This window comes from Campylobacter sp. BCW_6468 (genome assembly GCF_001762865.1).
Classification (GTDB): domain Bacteria; phylum Campylobacterota; class Campylobacteria; order Campylobacterales; family Campylobacteraceae; genus Campylobacter_D; species Campylobacter_D jejuni.
Genome location: NZ_MJXQ01000010.1, coordinates 91,521 through 109,733, shown reverse-complemented (window position 1 = coordinate 109,733; position 18,213 = coordinate 91,521). Strand labels below are relative to the sequence as shown.

General features: G+C 33.1%; 6 protein-coding genes, 2 tRNA genes, 3 rRNA genes and 1 pseudogene. 9 read left to right on the top strand and 3 right to left on the bottom strand.

The window, feature by feature from the left end:
* Positions 1-449: 449 nt before the first annotated feature.
* The 8 genes and pseudogenes from AJ889_RS00745 (at position 450) to AJ889_RS00710 (ending at position 13,597) form a co-directional block, all read left to right on the top strand.
* A 16S ribosomal RNA gene (locus tag AJ889_RS00745) occupies positions 450-1,962 on the top strand.
* Positions 1,963-2,064: 102 nt separating this feature from the next.
* Positions 2,065-2,140 (top strand) — tRNA-Ala (locus AJ889_RS00740).
* Positions 2,141-2,148: 8 nt separating this feature from the next.
* Positions 2,149-2,225: transfer RNA gene (locus AJ889_RS00735), tRNA-Ile, on the top strand.
* 534 nt (positions 2,226-2,759) lie between these two features.
* Positions 2,760-5,666, top strand: a 23S ribosomal RNA gene (locus AJ889_RS00730).
* 235 nt (positions 5,667-5,901) lie between these two features.
* A 5S ribosomal RNA gene (gene rrf / locus AJ889_RS00725) occupies positions 5,902-6,018 on the top strand.
* The 16S, 23S and 5S rRNA genes sit together here with 2 tRNA genes alongside, the layout of an rRNA operon.
* A gap of 105 nt (positions 6,019-6,123) precedes the next feature.
* A pseudogene (locus AJ889_RS00720) lies at positions 6,124-7,322 on the top strand (PD-(D/E)XK nuclease family protein).
* 60 nt (positions 7,323-7,382) lie between these two features.
* Positions 7,383-11,153: an Eco57I restriction-modification methylase domain-containing protein gene (locus AJ889_RS00715; RefSeq protein WP_070293192.1), complete on the top strand. Its 3,771-nt coding sequence runs from the start codon at positions 7,383-7,385 to the stop codon at positions 11,151-11,153.
* Positions 11,153-13,597, top strand: coding sequence for a pentapeptide repeat-containing protein (locus AJ889_RS00710; protein ID WP_002800613.1), 2,445 nt, complete (start codon positions 11,153-11,155; stop codon positions 13,595-13,597). The genes AJ889_RS00715 and AJ889_RS00710 overlap by 1 nt, the downstream gene beginning before the upstream one ends.
* A gap of 29 nt (positions 13,598-13,626) precedes the next feature.
* Here the strand turns inward: AJ889_RS00710 and AJ889_RS00705 are convergent, their stop codons facing one another.
* Positions 13,627-14,328, bottom strand: a complete 702-nt coding sequence (locus tag AJ889_RS00705) for an SIMPL domain-containing protein (RefSeq protein WP_002866314.1) — start codon at positions 14,326-14,328, stop codon at positions 13,627-13,629.
* On the bottom strand, positions 14,325-15,527 hold the full coding sequence (locus AJ889_RS00700) for a multidrug effflux MFS transporter (protein WP_011049574.1): 1,203 nt from the start codon (positions 15,525-15,527) through the stop codon (positions 14,325-14,327). The genes AJ889_RS00705 and AJ889_RS00700 overlap by 4 nt, the downstream gene beginning before the upstream one ends.
* 102 nt (positions 15,528-15,629) lie before the next feature.
* Between AJ889_RS00700 and AJ889_RS00695 the strand changes: the two genes are divergently transcribed.
* Entirely contained in the window at positions 15,630-16,979 is a 1,350-nt protein-coding gene (locus AJ889_RS00695) for a DUF2130 domain-containing protein (protein WP_002805287.1), read from the top strand.
* A gap of 23 nt (positions 16,980-17,002) precedes the next feature.
* Here the strand turns inward: AJ889_RS00695 and AJ889_RS00690 are convergent, their stop codons facing one another.
* A complete protein-coding gene (locus AJ889_RS00690) occupies positions 17,003-18,046 on the bottom strand; it encodes a c-type cytochrome (protein ID WP_002860564.1) in 1,044 nt (347 codons plus the stop codon).
* Positions 18,047-18,213 lie beyond the last annotated feature (167 nt).

The following is an 18,213-nucleotide window of genomic DNA, read 5'->3' as shown; positions in this document are numbered from 1 at the left end:
ATATAAATACTTACACAAATATTTATACTATTTAATCCTTTGTTTAATCCCCTTTTAAGTTTAATTGGTTATACTTTCATTTCCTTTTTTTGAAAAAAGGACTTAAAATCTTTTAAATTATAAAGTTTCACTAGCTTAGTAGATTTTATAAATTAACTCTTTTGGTTTTTGTCTTATAAACTAAAAGCTTTTTTATAAATCTTGTTTTTTAATTTAAAAACTTTTCTTTTAAAAATGATTTTTTGTTTTGTTCTTTTAACTTAGTATTGTTATTCAAATCTTATTAGTCAATCTTTGAAATCTAAATAAGTGATCGATTGAGCCAGAAAGATTTAGGCATAAGTAATTATGTAAAATCTATTCAATCTAATAATTAAAAAGATTAAAAGTTTTTCTTTTAATCTTTCATAACTTTTTCTTTGAAGAAAAAGATTAAACTATCTATAATTTTTATGGAGAGTTTGATCCTGGCTCAGAGTGAACGCTGGCGGCGTGCCTAATACATGCAAGTCGAACGATGAAGCTTCTAGCTTGCTAGAAGTGGATTAGTGGCGCACGGGTGAGTAAGGTATAGTTAATCTGCCCTACACAAGAGGACAACAGTTGGAAACGACTGCTAATACTCTATACTCCTGCTTAACACAAGTTGAGTAGGGAAAGTTTTTCGGTGTAGGATGAGACTATATAGTATCAGCTAGTTGGTAAGGTAATGGCTTACCAAGGCTATGACGCTTAACTGGTCTGAGAGGATGATCAGTCACACTGGAACTGAGACACGGTCCAGACTCCTACGGGAGGCAGCAGTAGGGAATATTGCGCAATGGGGGAAACCCTGACGCAGCAACGCCGCGTGGAGGATGACACTTTTCGGAGCGTAAACTCCTTTTCTTAGGGAAGAATTCTGACGGTACCTAAGGAATAAGCACCGGCTAACTCCGTGCCAGCAGCCGCGGTAATACGGAGGGTGCAAGCGTTACTCGGAATCACTGGGCGTAAAGGGCGCGTAGGCGGATTATCAAGTCTCTTGTGAAATCTAATGGCTTAACCATTAAACTGCTTGGGAAACTGATAGTCTAGAGTGAGGGAGAGGCAGATGGAATTGGTGGTGTAGGGGTAAAATCCGTAGATATCACCAAGAATACCCATTGCGAAGGCGATCTGCTGGAACTCAACTGACGCTAAGGCGCGAAAGCGTGGGGAGCAAACAGGATTAGATACCCTGGTAGTCCACGCCCTAAACGATGTACACTAGTTGTTGGGGTGCTAGTCATCTCAGTAATGCAGCTAACGCATTAAGTGTACCGCCTGGGGAGTACGGTCGCAAGATTAAAACTCAAAGGAATAGACGGGGACCCGCACAAGCGGTGGAGCATGTGGTTTAATTCGAAGATACGCGAAGAACCTTACCTGGGCTTGATATCCTAAGAACCTTTTAGAGATAAGAGGGTGCTAGCTTGCTAGAACTTAGAGACAGGTGCTGCACGGCTGTCGTCAGCTCGTGTCGTGAGATGTTGGGTTAAGTCCCGCAACGAGCGCAACCCACGTATTTAGTTGCTAACGGTTCGGCCGAGCACTCTAAATAGACTGCCTTCGTAAGGAGGAGGAAGGTGTGGACGACGTCAAGTCATCATGGCCCTTATGCCCAGGGCGACACACGTGCTACAATGGCATATACAATGAGACGCAATACCGCGAGGTGGAGCAAATCTATAAAATATGTCCCAGTTCGGATTGTTCTCTGCAACTCGAGAGCATGAAGCCGGAATCGCTAGTAATCGTAGATCAGCCATGCTACGGTGAATACGTTCCCGGGTCTTGTACTCACCGCCCGTCACACCATGGGAGTTGATTTCACTCGAAGCCGGAATACTAAACTAGTTACCGTCCACAGTGGAATCAGCGACTGGGGTGAAGTCGTAACAAGGTAACCGTAGGAGAACCTGCGGTTGGATCACCTCCTTTCTAGAGTACAAAGTAATAAGTCTCACAACTATTACTTCAATATATAAACTCAATTGATTCTTGTTTAGATTTCAAAGATTGATGATAAAGCTAATTGTTTATGGGGAATTAGCTCAGCTGGGAGAGCGCCTGCTTTGCACGCAGGAGGTCAGCGGTTCGATCCCGCTATTCTCCACCATTTATTAAGGGCCTATAGCTCAGCTGGTTAGAGTGCACCCCTGATAAGGGTGAGGTCACAAGTTCAAGTCTTGTTAGGCCCACCATAAAAAAGATTTGAATAAAGAAGCTTTAAAATCTAAAGCAAGTATATAAAATAGATTAAATATAAAATATAAACTCTATACTTAGATTTATTTTTTATCTTTAACTATAAAAGAATATACTTTAATAGATATAAGTAGCATATACATTATGCATTTATATTTATAATGATTATGTTAATATATATACTTCCTTTAGGTTTTAAACCTAAATGTTCTTTTTAATTATCATTGTTAAGAGTCACAAGCAAGTTTTAATAAAAACAATTTTACAGGACTTGTTAAAGGATAAAACCTATTTATCTTTTCTTTAGTTTAACTTACTTTTAGCTGTCTTCTCTTCTATGAATAAAGAGAATATTAGATTTAAGGATTATAAATTAAAGACAAGTTTCAAACTCACTGCTTAGTTGAGACTAAATCATTTAGTTTTATATTAAGTGTTTGAATGCTTTCCGTCTTAAGATAAAGAAGTCTTATCATAAAAACTTTAACAAGGAAGTGATGCGTTTTAGAATCAATAATAAAAGGTAAAAAAGGTAAGCTACTAAGAGCGAATGGTGGATGCCTTGACTGGTAAAGGCGATGAAGGACGTACTAGACTGCGATAAGCTACGGGGAGCTGTCAAGAAGCTTTGATCCGTAGATTTCCGAATGGGGCAACCCAATGTATAGAGATATACATTACCTATATAGGAGCGAACGAGGGGAATTGAAACATCTTAGTACCCTCAGGAAAAGAAATCAATAGAGATTGCGTCAGTAGCGGCGAGCGAAAGCGCAAGAGGGCAAACCCAGTGCTTGCACTGGGGGTTGTAGGACTGCAATGTGCAAGAGGTAAGTTTAGCAGAACATTCTGGAAAGTATAACCATAGAGGGTGATAGTCCCGTATGCGAAAAACAAACCTTAGCTAGCAGTATCCTGAGTAGGGCGGGACACGAGGAATCCTGTCTGAATCCGGGTCGACCACGATCCAACCCTAAATACTAATACCAGATCGATAGTGCACAAGTACCGTGAGGGAAAGGTGAAAAGAACTGAGGTGATCAGAGTGAAATAGAACCTGAAACCATTTGCTTACAATCATTCAGAGCCCTATGTAGCAATACAGGGTGATGGACTGCCTTTTGCATAATGAGCCTGCGAGTTGTGGTGTCTGGCAAGGTTAAGCAAACGCGAAGCCGTAGCGAAAGCGAGTCTGAATAGGGCGCTTAGTCAGATGCTGCAGACCCGAAACGAAGTGATCTATCCATGAGCAAGTTGAAGCTAGTGTAAGAACTAGTGGAGGACTGAACCCATAGGCGTTGAAAAGCCCCGGGATGACTTGTGGATAGGGGTGAAAGGCCAATCAAACTTCGTGATAGCTGGTTCTCTCCGAAATATATTTAGGTATAGCGTTGTGTCGTAATATAAGGGGGTAGAGCACTGAATGGGCTAGGGCATACACCAATGTACCAAACCCTATCAAACTCCGAATACCTTATATGTAATCACAGCAGTCAGGCGGCGAGTGATAAAATCCGTCGTCAAGAGGGAAACAACCCAGACTACCAGCTAAGGTCCCTAAATCTTACTTAAGTGGAAAACGATGTGAAGTTACTTAAACAACCAGGAGGTTGGCTTAGAAGCAGCCATCCTTTAAAGAAAGCGTAATAGCTCACTGGTCTAGTGATTTTGCGCGGAAAATATAACGGGGCTAAAGTAAGTACCGAAGCTGTAGACTTAGTTTACTAAGTGGTAGGAGAGCGTTCTATTTGCGTCGAAGGTATACCGGTAAGGAGTGCTGGAGCGAATAGAAGTGAGCATGCAGGCATGAGTAGCGATAATTAATGTGAGAATCATTAACGCCGTAAACCCAAGGTTTCCTACGCGATGCTCGTCATCGTAGGGTTAGTCGGGTCCTAAGTCGAGTCCGAAAGGGGTAGACGATGGCAAATTGGTTAATATTCCAATACCAACATTAGTGTGCGATGGAAGGACGCTTAGGGCTAAGGGGGCTAGCGGATGGAAGTGCTAGTCTAAGGTCGTAGGAGGTTGTACAGGCAAATCCGTATAACAATACTCCGAGAACTGAAAGGCTTTTTGAAGTCTTCGGATGGATAGAAGAACCCCTGATGCCGTCGAGCCAAGAAAAGTTTCTAAGTTTAGCTAATGTTGCCCGTACCGTAAACCGACACAGGTGGGTGGGATGAGTATTCTAAGGCGCGTGGAAGAACTCTCTTTAAGGAACTCTGCAAAATAGCACCGTATCTTCGGTATAAGGTGTGGTTAGCTTTGTATTAGGATTTACTCCGAAAGCAAGGAAACTTACAACAAAGAGTCCCTCCCGACTGTTTACCAAAAACACAGCACTCTGCTAACTCGTAAGAGGATGTATAGGGTGTGACGCCTGCCCGGTGCTCGAAGGTTAATTGATGGGGTTAGCATTAGCGAAGCTCTTGATCGAAGCCCGAGTAAACGGCGGCCGTAACTATAACGGTCCTAAGGTAGCGAAATTCCTTGTCGGTTAAATACCGACCTGCATGAATGGCGTAACGAGATGGGAGCTGTCTCAAAGAGGGATCCAGTGAAATTGTAGTGGAGGTGAAAATTCCTCCTACCCGCGGCAAGACGGAAAGACCCCGTGGACCTTTACTACAGCTTGACACTGCTACTTGGATAAGAATGTGCAGGATAGGTGGGAGGCTTTGAGTATATGACGCCAGTTGTATATGAGCCATTGTTGAGATACCACTCTTTCTTATTTGGGTAGCTAACCAGCTTGAGTTATCCTCAAGTGGGACAATGTCTGGTGGGTAGTTTGACTGGGGCGGTCGCCTCCCAAATAATAACGGAGGCTTACAAAGGTTGGCTCAGAACGGTTGGAAATCGTTCGTAGAGTATAAAGGTATAAGCCAGCTTAACTGCAAGACATACAAGTCAAGCAGAGACGAAAGTCGGTCTTAGTGATCCGGTGGTTCTGTGTGGAAGGGCCATCGCTCAAAGGATAAAAGGTACCCCGGGGATAACAGGCTGATCTCCCCCAAGAGCTCACATCGACGGGGAGGTTTGGCACCTCGATGTCGGCTCATCGCATCCTGGGGCTGGAGCAGGTCCCAAGGGTATGGCTGTTCGCCATTTAAAGCGGTACGCGAGCTGGGTTCAGAACGTCGTGAGACAGTTCGGTCCCTATCTGCCGTGGGCGTAAGAAGATTGAAGAGATTTGACCCTAGTACGAGAGGACCGGGTTGAACAAACCACTGGTGTAGCTGTTGTTCTGCCAAGAGCATCGCAGCGTAGCTAAGTTTGGAAAGGATAAACGCTGAAAGCATCTAAGCGTGAAGCCAACTCTAAGATGAATCTTCTCTAAGCTCTCTAGAAGACTACTAGTTTGATAGGCTGGGTGTGTAATGGATGAAAGTCCTTTAGCTGACCAGTACTAATAGAGCGTTTGGCTTATCTTTAATAAAGCATCACTTCCTTGTTAAGGTTTTTAAGAAGACTTTGAATATAGATAATATTTAGAGTTTAATAGAAATCTTTCAAGTAAAGTTTGTATTAGAACTTGCTCTTAACATTGTTTTTTAAGTATTCTATATAAAAACTTATCAAAGATAAAAGATAAGAAAAGAAGAAAGAGAATAAAAGATTAAGTTTTATTCTTAAATTCAATTTTTCAAAGAATATTTAAATAACAATGTCCGTGATTATACAGATGTGGAAACGCCTTGCTCCATCCCGAACCAAGAAGCTAAGCACATCGTGGGTGATGATACTACGCCTTACTGGCAGGGGGAAAGTAGCTCATTGCGGACTTGTTAATTCTGCTTAACTTGCCTATAAAATTAATAATCAGTTTTTTTAGTTTGTAATTAAAAATTTATTTACATGTAAAATTGTATAAAATTTGGAAAGTAATACATGGAAAAATTTATTGAAAGATTGCTTGAAGAAGATATTAAATTTGAAAAAGATGTGAATAATGGTTTGAGTGATATAAATATATTTGATGCTTTGAATATTGAAACAAAAGAAAATTATCATTCTAAATTTATAGCTTATTTAATAAATAAGGATCATTATCAAAAAAATTTTGCAAAGGTATTTTTATAGAAAAACTTGGTAAGAGTTTAGTAAATACGAAATTTGAAAATTTAAACATAGAAAATATAAAAAGCGTAGAAACAGAAGCCTGCATAAAAGATAATAGAAGGATAGATATTTTAATAACATTAAGTGATAAAAGATATATTATAATAGAAAATAAAATTTATGCAAAAGATCAAAAAAATCAATTGAAAGATTATATTAATTTTGTAAGAAAAAATATCAAAAATATAAAAGATTGTTATAAAAACATATTGACTATATATTTGCATCAAGATGAGTGTGCTAGTCCTAGTGATTATAGTTTGGGAAATTTTACAATGGTATATGACAGATGAGTATACTCAAAGAGATGATGTATTAGAATTTATTTTTCAAGACATTATAAAAATGCAAAATTTAAAAAATGCGATGATTTTATATAGATATAACAAAAACAAATCAGAGCTTAAAAATTTAAATGAAGAAAAATATAAAAAAAGCTAAAGATATTATTCAGCATAAATGGAGCAACATCTGCGAATATATAATAGAAGAATTTTTTGATAGTTTTGAACACAAGGAAATTAAAATAGGTGATATAACTTTTATCGGCAATAAAATAGAAGAAAATCGTGTTAATCATGGTGTATTTATATTTTATCCTATTGATTATAAGAATGAAAGCATATATCCATGTATATATATTTATTTTAAAAAAATACTATGATATTATTGGTTTGACATTTGAAATTTCAAATGATGATGAAGAAGATATAGAAAATGAAAAATATAAAGAATGTTTAAAATTATTTAAAGATGTAAAAGAAGAAAATGTTAGAAAATATCAAAATCACTATTATTGTGATAAATTAATAAACAATGAAAAATTAGAAGGAGAATACGCTTTTATTTATTGGTTGATTGAAAATCAAAATTCTAAAAAAGATTTTATTCAAATTTTAAATGATTTTTTTATTCAAAAACCTATACAGGAAGCATATAAAGGTATTAATGATATATTAAATTCTTAAAAAATTTTATATAAAAGTAAAATTTGATAAAATACAAAATATTTTTTATAAAGGTTAAAAATGCATTTCACTTTGCTAAATGAAAAAGATTTTTTCAACCCATACTACCGCAAAAAGCAAATCATTCAAAATGAATTTGATATATTTAACAAGGCTTTAATGCAGTATTTAGAAAGACTTGAAAGTTCGCAAAGTGAAAATGAAGATTATCTTGTAGCTAATGCACTTAGTCCATTTTTAACCATGTTAAATTTCAAAACCCACATCAAAACCAAGCAAAAAGGCAAAAGTGAGATTGACTTATCCATCTCTAAAGATGAGTTTAGTAAAGACTTAGAAGTTCTTATTGAGGCTAAAAAGCCAAATTCAAAAGAATTTATCACTCATACAAAGGTAAATTCTAAAGCCTTACACGAGACTATTTTATATTATTTTAGAAATAGAGAGTATAGTTTTAGCTTAAAATTTATTATCATCACAGATTTTTATAAATTTTACATTTTTAAAATTAGTGAGTTTGAAGAGCTTTTTTATAAAAATCCAAGTTTTAAAAAACTTTTTGAAGAATTTTGTAATCCAAATTCACTTTTCAAAGGCAATACTGAAGAATTCTATAAAGAAGTAGCCAAACTCATAGAAAATTCCAAAGAAAACTTAAAAGGCTTTTTGATTGACTTGACGTTTTTAAAAGACAAACAAAAATCAAATTTTAAAAACCTAGCAAGTATTTATAAAACTTTTCATAGAGACTTTTTGCTAAGTGAGTTTAACCCCAACGATGCAAATTCACTCAACAACGCTTTTTACAAAGAGCTTTTATATATCTTAGGGCTTTGTGAGAGCAAACAAAACTCAAAACTCATCATCGCAAAAAGTGAAGAAAGCAAAGAAGAGCAAGGCACTTTCTACACCGCTATAAATTCTAAGCTTAAAGAAGAAAATTTTGAAACCATCTTAAAACTTTTGATCTTATGGCTTAATCGCATTTTGTTTTTAAAGCTTATAGAGTCAAATTTGGTGCGTTTTAATGATGATAAAAATTTGAAATTTTTAAATTTCAAAAAAATCCCTGATTTTGACAAGCTTAGCGAACTTTTCTTTGAAGTTTTAGCCAAAGAAAAAAGCACGCGAAAGAAAAGCGAATTTGCTTATCTGCCTTATCTAAATTCTTCTTTGTTTGAAAAACAAAGCATAGAAAACACGCTTGAAATTTCAAGCTTAAGTAATGACTTAAAGCTTTTTTACTATAAAAACACTGTGCTAAAAGATGATAAATGCAAGGCTAAAAAAGGACAAGTGGGGCTTTTAGAATACTTATTTGAATTTTTGGATAGCTTTGATTTTGGTAGTGATGATGAGCAAAGCGAAATTTTAAGCCAAAAAGAACTCATAAGCTCAAGCGTTTTAGGAAATGTGTTTGAAAAACTCAATGGCTACAAAGAAGGGAGCTTTTACACGCCAAGCTTTATCACTTCTTATATGTGTAAAGAAAGCATCACGAAAGTTGTGCTTGATAAATTCAACGCTCAATTTGATCTTGATGCTAAAAATATAAGCGAACTAAGAAAGTCTTTAAGAAAAGAAGACAAAAAAGCACAAAAAGAGCTTTTAAACTCTATAAAAATTTGCGATCCTGCAGTGGGAAGTGGGCATTTTTTAGTTTCTGCTTTAAATATTATGTTAAGCATTTATGATGAGCTAAATCTTTTTGATGAAGAGTTTTACCTAGAAGTGCAAAACGATGAAATTCTAATCACCAATCATAAAGGCGAGTTTATAGAGTATAAACGCCCAAGTACGCCTAAAGATAAAGCCCATCTTATCCAACAAGAACTTTTTCACACCAAAAAAGACATCATAGAAAACAACCTTTTTGGTGTCGATATCAACCCTAACTCATGCGAGATCACCAAGCTAAGGCTTTGGATAGAGCTTTTAAAACATAGTTTTTATCAAAGCTTTGATGATGAGAATTATCACGATCTTAAAACCCTGCCAAACATCGATATAAACATAAAATGCGGAAATTCTTTGGTATCTTACTTTGAAACAGGCAAAAGTCTAAGCCACTACCCTAACATCAAAGAACGCATCAACAAATACAAGCGCATAGTAAAAGACTATAAAGAAGGCTTTTACACAGATAAAAGCCGCATCAACCAAGAGATAAAAAATCTCAAAATTTCTTTTAAAAATTTCTGCTTTGCGGATAAATTTAAAAAAGAAATGAAAAGCTTTAATGATAAATGTGAAAAATACTCTAAAAAATATGGAAATTTCTTAGCCGTAGATGATGAAAATTTGAAATTCTTTGTTAGTGCGAATTTGACTCTTTTTGACTTTGATGAAAAAGAAGCCACAAAAGAATTTGCAAATCTTAAAAAAGAATACGACAATATCTTTAATCTAGAAAGCAATCATCCTTTTGAATGGCGTTTTGAATTCCCTGAAATTTTAGACGATGATGGAAATTTCAAAGGCTTTGATCTCATCATCGGCAATCCGCCTTATATAAAAGAAGCTGAAAATAAAGAACTTTTTACCAATACAAAAAAGTTAAGAACTTATCAAGGAAAAATGGATATTTGGTATCATTTCGTAGGGCGTGGATTTGATATACTTAAGAATAATGGATATTTAGCATTTATCGCTACAAATAATTGGGTTACAAATTCAGGAGCTAAAAAACTACGCAATATAGTTTTAGAAGAATCCCAAATTTTAAGCCTTGTTGATTTTAGTTCTTTTATGGTGTTTGATTCTGCAAGTATACAAACAATGATAATGCAATTTCAAAAAATAAAACCGCCTAAAAATTATGAAATTCATTTTTCTAAAATCACAACCCAAACTCCAATTTATGATGATGCTATAAATCTCTTAAAAAATGAAAAAACCCAAAATAATGAAATTCTAAAGATAAATTTAACTCCAAAAAAATTCATAGATAAAACTTTAAATTTCACAAAAAGTGATTATGAAGAACTTTTCAATAAAATTCAAAAATATGGGAAATTTTATCTTGAAGAAAGGGAAGTCGCACAAGGGATAGTACCTAATCCAGACATAATTACAAAAAGAAATATTAGCGATGAAATGGTATCTAAAGGGATTAAAGTAGGTGATGGTGTTTTTGTGATAGAAAAGGACTTTTTAAATGTTTGTGAGTATGAAAAGAAATATTTAAAACCTTTGTACGAGGTTGAGCATTTTGGAAAATATTATTTTAACAAAAATAACTCAAAACAATTAATATATACCACAAAAAATAATAGCAAAAAAGAAAATATTCCTACTATAATCAAACATCTTCAAAAATTTAGATCTATTATGGATAATAGAAGAGAAAATTTAAATAAAAGATTAGATTTTTATCATTTGCATTGGGCAAGAGATGAGAGGTTTTTTGAAAGTGGAGAAAAAATAGTAAGTGTAAGAAAATGTATAGAGCCAATCTTTTCATATTTAAACAATGAAGCCTATGTAATGTTAAGTCTAAATGTTATTAAAACACAAAGAATAAATGTGAAATATTTAACAGGGCTTTTAAATTCAAAGCTTGTCGCATTTTGGCTAAAGCATAAAGGAAAAATGCAAGGCAATAATTATCAAATCGACAAAGAGCCTTTGTTAAATATTCCCATAGTGGATACAAATTCTAAAAATGAAAAATTAGCTGATGAGCTTATAAATTTAGTCGATGAAATTTTAAAAGCCAAAGAACAAGACAAAAACGCAAACACCCAAGAGTTAGAAAATAAAATCAATTCCATCGTTTATAAACTCTATAACTTAACCGAAGAAGAAATAAAAATCATAGAAGGGAAATAATGGAAAGAAATATATATGAAATCGAACTAGAAATACCAAATAGCGGTATTTTTATAATGGGTTTAGAAAATGAAAATTTAATTATTTCTTTAAATATTATGAAATTTATAGAAATTAATGCAGAAAAAATTGCAACTTTAGATGGAAAGTTAGATGTTGGAGGATTAGCTAAACCATTGCACTCATATATCATTTATGAAGTTTTAGAAAAAAATAATAAAAACAATTTTAATGATGTAAAAATTATAGATAAAATAGAAGATGAAAATAATATTATCTATCATTTTAATTTTGGATTGATATTAAATACATTTATAGGAGAAAATGAAGACAATAAAGATAAAGAAGCACTAAAGACGCTCTCATTTATGCAAAATTTTATTCCTGCTTGTTTTTTTTCTTATCAAATTATAGGAGATTCCAAAGCTATTCCTAAAAATGTTCTTGAGGATTTAAAAAATAGATATGGTTATGAAGGGAAAAATTATAAAAGTATTTTTAAGAAAGAAGTTTATATAAATTGTAATTGCTTAGAAAGATTAAATTTTTCTCATTGCGAATTTGAATCCAAAGTATCTTTGCGTTTTTTAAAAGATAATAAATATAAAGAATTTCACAATGGAATTGATTTTTCAAATTGTATCTTTAAAAATGAAGTTGATTTCAGTTATTTTGTATCAGGTGCACCATTGCCTGATAATAAATACTATAATAATGCACAAAATACATTATTTAAAGATTGTATTTTTGAGAATAAGGTTGATTTCCATAATTCTAAAATTACCAATAATATTTATTTTAACAATGCTCACTTTAAAGATTATGTTGATTTTCATGAGTGTGAATTTGAAAAAACTGTTAATTTTTATGGAGTGATATTTGAAAAAGCTCCGAATTTCAGTGCTTGTTATTTTAAAGAACCAAAAGCTGTAAATTTAATCAATGTCGATATAGATAAGCTAGATTTTAAATCATTGGAACAATATATAAAAGATAAATATCAAGATGAAAGTTACAAAAACGAAACCAAAGGAATACAAGATGAAAAAGAGATTTTTAAAATTCAAAACGAACACCAATTAAGATATGCCAAAAATTTAAAAGACTCTTTCAGGGTTATAAAAGATATTTTAATCACACAAAATAATACCCTAGAAGCTCAAGAATGGCATAAATTAGAACTTTATGCGAAAGAGAAAGAACTATTGTTTGAGGTAGAAAGTTGTTATAAAGAGAAGAATAAGCCGTTTATTGCTGCTAAATCAGAAGATAAAAATTCTATTAATCTTACTTTTAGTGTATTGTTGTTGTGGATTTACAGGGTTACAAGTCTTCATCACACAAATTTGCCTAGAATTATTAATTTTGCTAGTTTAAATATTGTTGCATTTGGTGGTTTGGTTTGCTTGATTACTTACTTAAGCTATCACATCAATAAACAAAGCAATTTTTGGCTTTTTGGGGTGTTGATTCTTTTTGCTTTGATTATAGGAATTGTGAGTTTGCTATTAAAAAAACAGAAATTAAAAAATATAACATTAATCTTATGTCTTTTTTTGGCATTTTTATTGGCTTTGTTTTTAATGCAGCGCATAGCTTTTTTATCCTCATTTGGTGATATTATATTTGCGTTGCTCTTTTATTGTTTATTGGTGATTGTTTTGATTTATTTGTATCCTTATATAAACTTAAAATCTTTTATATCTTATTGTTTTAATTGGCTTGTTTATTTCTTTTTGGTTATGATTGTTGTTATAAAACCACAACTTATAAATCCTTTTGCAGGAATTTTTTCATCAGATAAGCTTTATGAAAGTCAATTTGAAAAAAGTTTAAATGATTTAAATGTTAGTGCTATTATGATTTTAACCGATATTTCGCAAGATAATTTTAACCTTCCTTCAAAAGATCAAAACATTTCTTTTGTAGAGTTAAATTCAGCTAAAGCTTTGATAATAGCAAATAAAGAAAAATTAAAAGAAATTTTATCTAAAGTGTATAATGATAAATATGTAAGTGATTATAAAAAGGTTTTAAATGAGCTAGAAAATAACACATCAAATGTAAAAAATATCATAGAAGAAATAGACAATAAAAACAACAATAGCGTTATATCTGTTCAACTCAATCAAATTTTAAATTTTAATTTTAGTCAAGAAATAGATATTTTATATATGATAAAAAGTAATTTTTTTATATCTGAAAAACTATCACCTGAGCAAATGGCTATTTTTGATCAAAAAGACAGTCAAGATAAATTAAAAAGTGTCTTGGCTCTTTTGAAATTTAAATCAAGTTTTGAAGGGATTTTAAAGATTATAAATCAAGACGAGATTACAGAAAACACCATAAAATCTACCAGTGTTTTATATAGCATTATGCTTTTGCTTTGTATATTCTCGCTCCAAAAAACCGCACGAAAAAATTCCATAGTCCCAAGCTAGGCCTTAAAGCTTAGCTTGAAATTTCATCATCAGTCTTTTAAGTAGTATTCTATAGTAGAAACCACTCTTATGGTTTTGATATAAGGGGTATTTTTATCTCTGTTGCTGATGCTAAATTGTCCTTGAGAAGCCTTTTTTATCTTGCCTAGATGGCTGTTTGAATCTTGTGCGAATTTTATCGCTGCATTTCTAGCATTGAGCGTTGCTTCTTCTATCATTTGTGGTTTTATATCATTTAGCTTGGTGTAAAGGTATTCTATATCATAATCATCGATTTTTGTTACTATACCAAATTTTGCAAGACTTGAAATGTTTTCTAGTATGCTTTTTCCAAGCTTTACATTTTGAGTATAGATGAGTAAATTCGCAGTGCCTATGTATCGGTATGCAGCTTGAGTGTCGTTGCTATAAGGATCGCTTAAACGATCTATGATATTTGGCGAGTTGTAGCTGATCTCATCTTCTTTTATGCCTTGTTTTTCTAAAAATTTGATGATATTTTCTTTATCTTGTTCTAGTTCTTCGTATAAATTTGTAAGATTGTTGTTTGATCTTGTGAATTTTATAGGAAGTATCAAAGTATCCGCTTCGACTTCTTTTTGACTTAAACCCTTTACACTTACACTTCTTTCAAGTGTTTTAAAATCACTTAAAGCCTTGTTAAATCCAAAAGCTAGAATCAAACTTGCCAAAACTATGGCTAAAGCCATAAAGATATTATTTGTTTTCATTTTTTCTCCTTTATTTTGATTAGAAAATATATCATATTTGCAACCAATACGCAAGCACACATTACAAAAGCAAGGATTATCGGCGTATTTGCGTTAATAGCCCCAACCACAAAAGAAATAAGCCCTGCAAAACCAAATTGCACCGTTCCAAGCACCCCAGAAGCAGTTCCGCTATGTTCTTTAAACCTTGCCATAGCCAAAGTCGTGGTATTGGGTGCGATGAAACCAAGCATAGCGATACTTGTAAAAATACTAAGTTCAAAAAGCAAGAAATTTGGGTGAAAAAAGGCATTTGCAAGTAAAATCACAGTCGATATAAACATTATCATCAAAGCTTTTGCCAAAATTTTTTCGCTTTCGTATTTTAAAACCAATCTTGCATTGATATTTGCACAGACGACAAAACCTAAAGCATTTGCCCCAAAAAGCAAAGCAAATTTTTGCTCACTTAAGCTAAAAAACTGCGTAAAAACAAAGCTTGATCCTGTGATATAAGCAAACATCGCCGCCAAAGCAAAAGAAGCACATAGTATATAAACTAAAAAGCGTTTATCGCTTAAAACAAATTTGTAGCTTTTCATCGCTTCATGATGGGAAAATTTTTTGTTTTTAAGATGAGGTGCGGACTCTTTTAAACCAAAAAGTATCATCAAAAAAAGTAAAATTCCTAAAGCAAACAAAGTCGCAAAAATACTATGCCATGAAAAATACTCTAGCAAAATTCCCCCAAAAGTTGGCGAAAGCATAGGAGCAAGAGAACTAAAAACCATCATCAAAGCAAAAATCCCTGCAGCTTCTTTGATCTCAAACAAGTCATTGACAATAGCCCTTGCGATAACCACACCTGCACAACCCCCAAGTGCTTCAAAAAATCTCAAAGCGATAAAAGCATAAATATCATCGATAATCACACAAAACAAACTCGAAACGATGAAGAAAAATATCCCCACCAAAGCTGGAATTTTACGCCCAAAAATATCACTTAAAGGCCCATATATAAGCTGTCCTAAAGCAAAAGCGATAAAAAAACTTGCGATACTAAGTTGGGTTAAAAAAGAATTAGTTTGAAAACTTTGCTCCACATGAGAAAGTGCAGGCAAATACATATCTGTAGAAAGTGGTGCTATGCTTGACATCAAGGCAAGGATAACGATGAGTTTAAATTTAGCAAAGCCGTGAATTTTGGTGTGTTTTTGCATTTGTAATCCTAATTATTCTAAAAGAATGATTTTAACAAGTCAATCTTAGAATAATCTTTGTTTTTCTATGTTAAATTTAGGGAAAAATTCTAAGGAAATTTTATGCAAAATTTAAACCAAAATGAACAAATCAAATGCCCAAGTTGTGGAAGTTTTATCGATATCAGCACTGCTTTATATGCTCAAATTTTAGATAAAGCCAAGCAAGAAATGCTAAAACAAAAAAAAGAATTTGATGATGAGGTAAATGCTAAAAGAGCTGAATATACCAAAGCTTTAAATGATTTAAAAACTCAAAAGATAGAACAAGAAAAACTCATAAACGAGCAAGTAAGCCAAAAGCTTCTTTTAGAAAAGCAAAAATTTGAACAAGAACTTCTTATACAAAAGCAAAATTTCCAAAAAGAATTCAGCGAGAAATTTAACAAAGAGCATGAAAATGAAATGAAAATCATGCAAGAAGAACTCGAGAAAAAAAGCAAAGAACTTAGCGAGTTTTTAAGCATAAAGGCTGAAAATGAAAGGCTAAAAAGAGAGCAAAAAGAAAATGAAGAAAGATTGAAATTTCAAGCCAAAGAAGAGGCTTTTAAAGAATTTAAAGAACAAGAAAGCAAAAATTTGGAATTTGAAAGAGAAAAAATGCGTCTTGAATTTCAAAAAAGTACTCAAGAGCAAGATCTTAAATACAAAGAACTAGAAACGAATTTTAAAAGTGTAGCTCAAAAGCTAGAAGACGCACAACGCAGGATAGAACAAGGCTCACAGCAACTCCAAGGCGAAGCAGCCGAACTACTCATAGAAGAATACATACAAAGTGAGTATTTAAGCGATGAAGTAAAAGAAGTGCCAAAAGGCGTAAATGGAGCTGATTGTCTGCATATAGTAAAGGATAATTTTGGAAATATTTGCGGAAGTATTTTGTATGAGAGCAAACGCACTAAAGAATTTAATAAAGAATGGCTTGATAAGCTTAAGCTAGACAGCATAGCCGCAAAAAGTGATATAGCGGTTTTGATCACAAAAACTATGCCAAAAGATAAAGAAAAAACGCATTTTAAAGAAGGAATTTTGATCTGTACTTTTAATGAATTCAAAGGTGTTTTAGCAGTGCTTAGAGAAAGCATTATAAACGCTTATAAACTCAAAAATGCCTTGCAAAACAAAGATGAAAAAAATCACATTTTATACGAATACTTAAATTCTAAGGAATTTAACACGCAAATCACTTTTATACTCAAAACTTACCAAAATATGAAAGAAGAGTTAGAAGCTGAAAAAAGGGCTTTGCAAAATATATGGAAAAAAAGAGAAAGAGCTATAGAAAATCTAAGTTTTAATTCCACTGCCATAGTGAGTTCTTTAAATGCGATATTTAGCGACTTACAAGGTGGAAATTTGATAGGCGAAGAAGGGATTAAAAGTCTTGAAAATTTAGCAAAAGATGAGGATTAATTTTGGGCTAAGCCCAAAATTAATCATTCTCCTGGGAAGTGATTTGGATTTTTCCAAGGTCCGTATTTTACTTTTATGTATTCTTTAGGGTCTAAATTTTGTTGCGGTGAGGCAAAATACTCAGGTTTTAATGATGGGGATTTGCTATAAGCTGTATCAAGTCCTGCACGATTTTCTGTAGTGGTTATAGGCATTCTTACAAAACCTGTATTGACATAAGCTGCTATATCTAGTGCATCTTCATCGCTTAATATAGGATTATCCGCACTCGCACCAAAAGGCATGGCTGATTTTAAAAATCTTGCTAAAAATGGTATCATAGCCATGTGTCCACCATCAGGATAGATAAGTAAAGATGGATATAAATGTCCGCTACCTTGTTCGTAATTATCATTTTTTACCCCAAGTCCTCTTTCGCCATGGCAAGCAACGCAATTTTCTTCAAAGAGCTTTTTCCCACGCACAGGGTCAGCTGGGCGATTTGGAAAATTCATCTTAGCAAAAAAATCTCCTTCAAGTTTTACACCGTCTTTGATACCATAAGCTTCTTTTAGCCATTTAAAATAAGCTAAAATTGCTTTCATTTCTTTAGAATCATTAGGAAATCTATGAGAGTCAGTTCCGCCCATTCCGCGAATTCTATCTTCAACAGAGATGATTTTCATCGTTTCTATGTCAAGTCTTGGATAATTGTTTAGGATATTTAAAAATGGAATAACATATTTTTTTGTCCCTGGCAAACCATTGCCGTCATTGTCCATGTGACAGGAAATACAATTTACTTCGTTGCTTGTCTTTTTTAGCTTGCTATAGGGTCCTAGAGTACTTTCTGTCTTGCTTAAAAGCTCTATGCCATAACGGATTAAATCCCCTTGCTTGCCTTTTGGAACATCATTGATGCTTAAATTTTTATTTGGCCATTCTTGCACAGGTCTTTTGGAAAGTTCCTTAAAATACTCTACTCCTTCCTTGTCGCTTAATTCTTCTCCTACTTTGTAATCACTCACGCTTTTAGCACTAAGACTCAAACTAAGACATAAACCAAGCAATAAAATGTGTTTTTTCATGATTTTCCTCCTTTTTATTTGCAGTTCAAATTGATTTTAGTGTATTTTTTCTTAAATATTAAGCATAATAAGAATAATTTAAATAAAATTAAATTTTAGAGTGTTACTAAAAGTAATATATTTTTAAAGTATATAATTAATATTTATTAAAATTTTATGATATTAAC

Excerpts from the sequence above, each read along its gene's own strand:
- AJ889_RS00715 (WP_070293192.1), top strand. The coding sequence starts at position 7,383 with ATGCATTTCACTTTGCTAAATGAAAAAGATTTTTTCAACCCATACTAC.
- AJ889_RS00710 (WP_002800613.1), top strand. The coding sequence starts at position 11,153 with ATGGAAAGAAATATATATGAAATCGAACTAGAAATACCAAATAGCGGT.
- AJ889_RS00705 (WP_002866314.1), bottom strand. The coding sequence starts at position 14,328 with ATGAAAACAAATAATATCTTTATGGCTTTAGCCATAGTTTTGGCAAGT.
- AJ889_RS00700 (WP_011049574.1), bottom strand. The coding sequence starts at position 15,527 with ATGCAAAAACACACCAAAATTCACGGCTTTGCTAAATTTAAACTCATC.
- AJ889_RS00695 (WP_002805287.1), top strand. The coding sequence starts at position 15,630 with ATGCAAAATTTAAACCAAAATGAACAAATCAAATGCCCAAGTTGTGGA.
- AJ889_RS00690 (WP_002860564.1), bottom strand. The coding sequence starts at position 18,046 with ATGAAAAAACACATTTTATTGCTTGGTTTATGTCTTAGTTTGAGTCTT.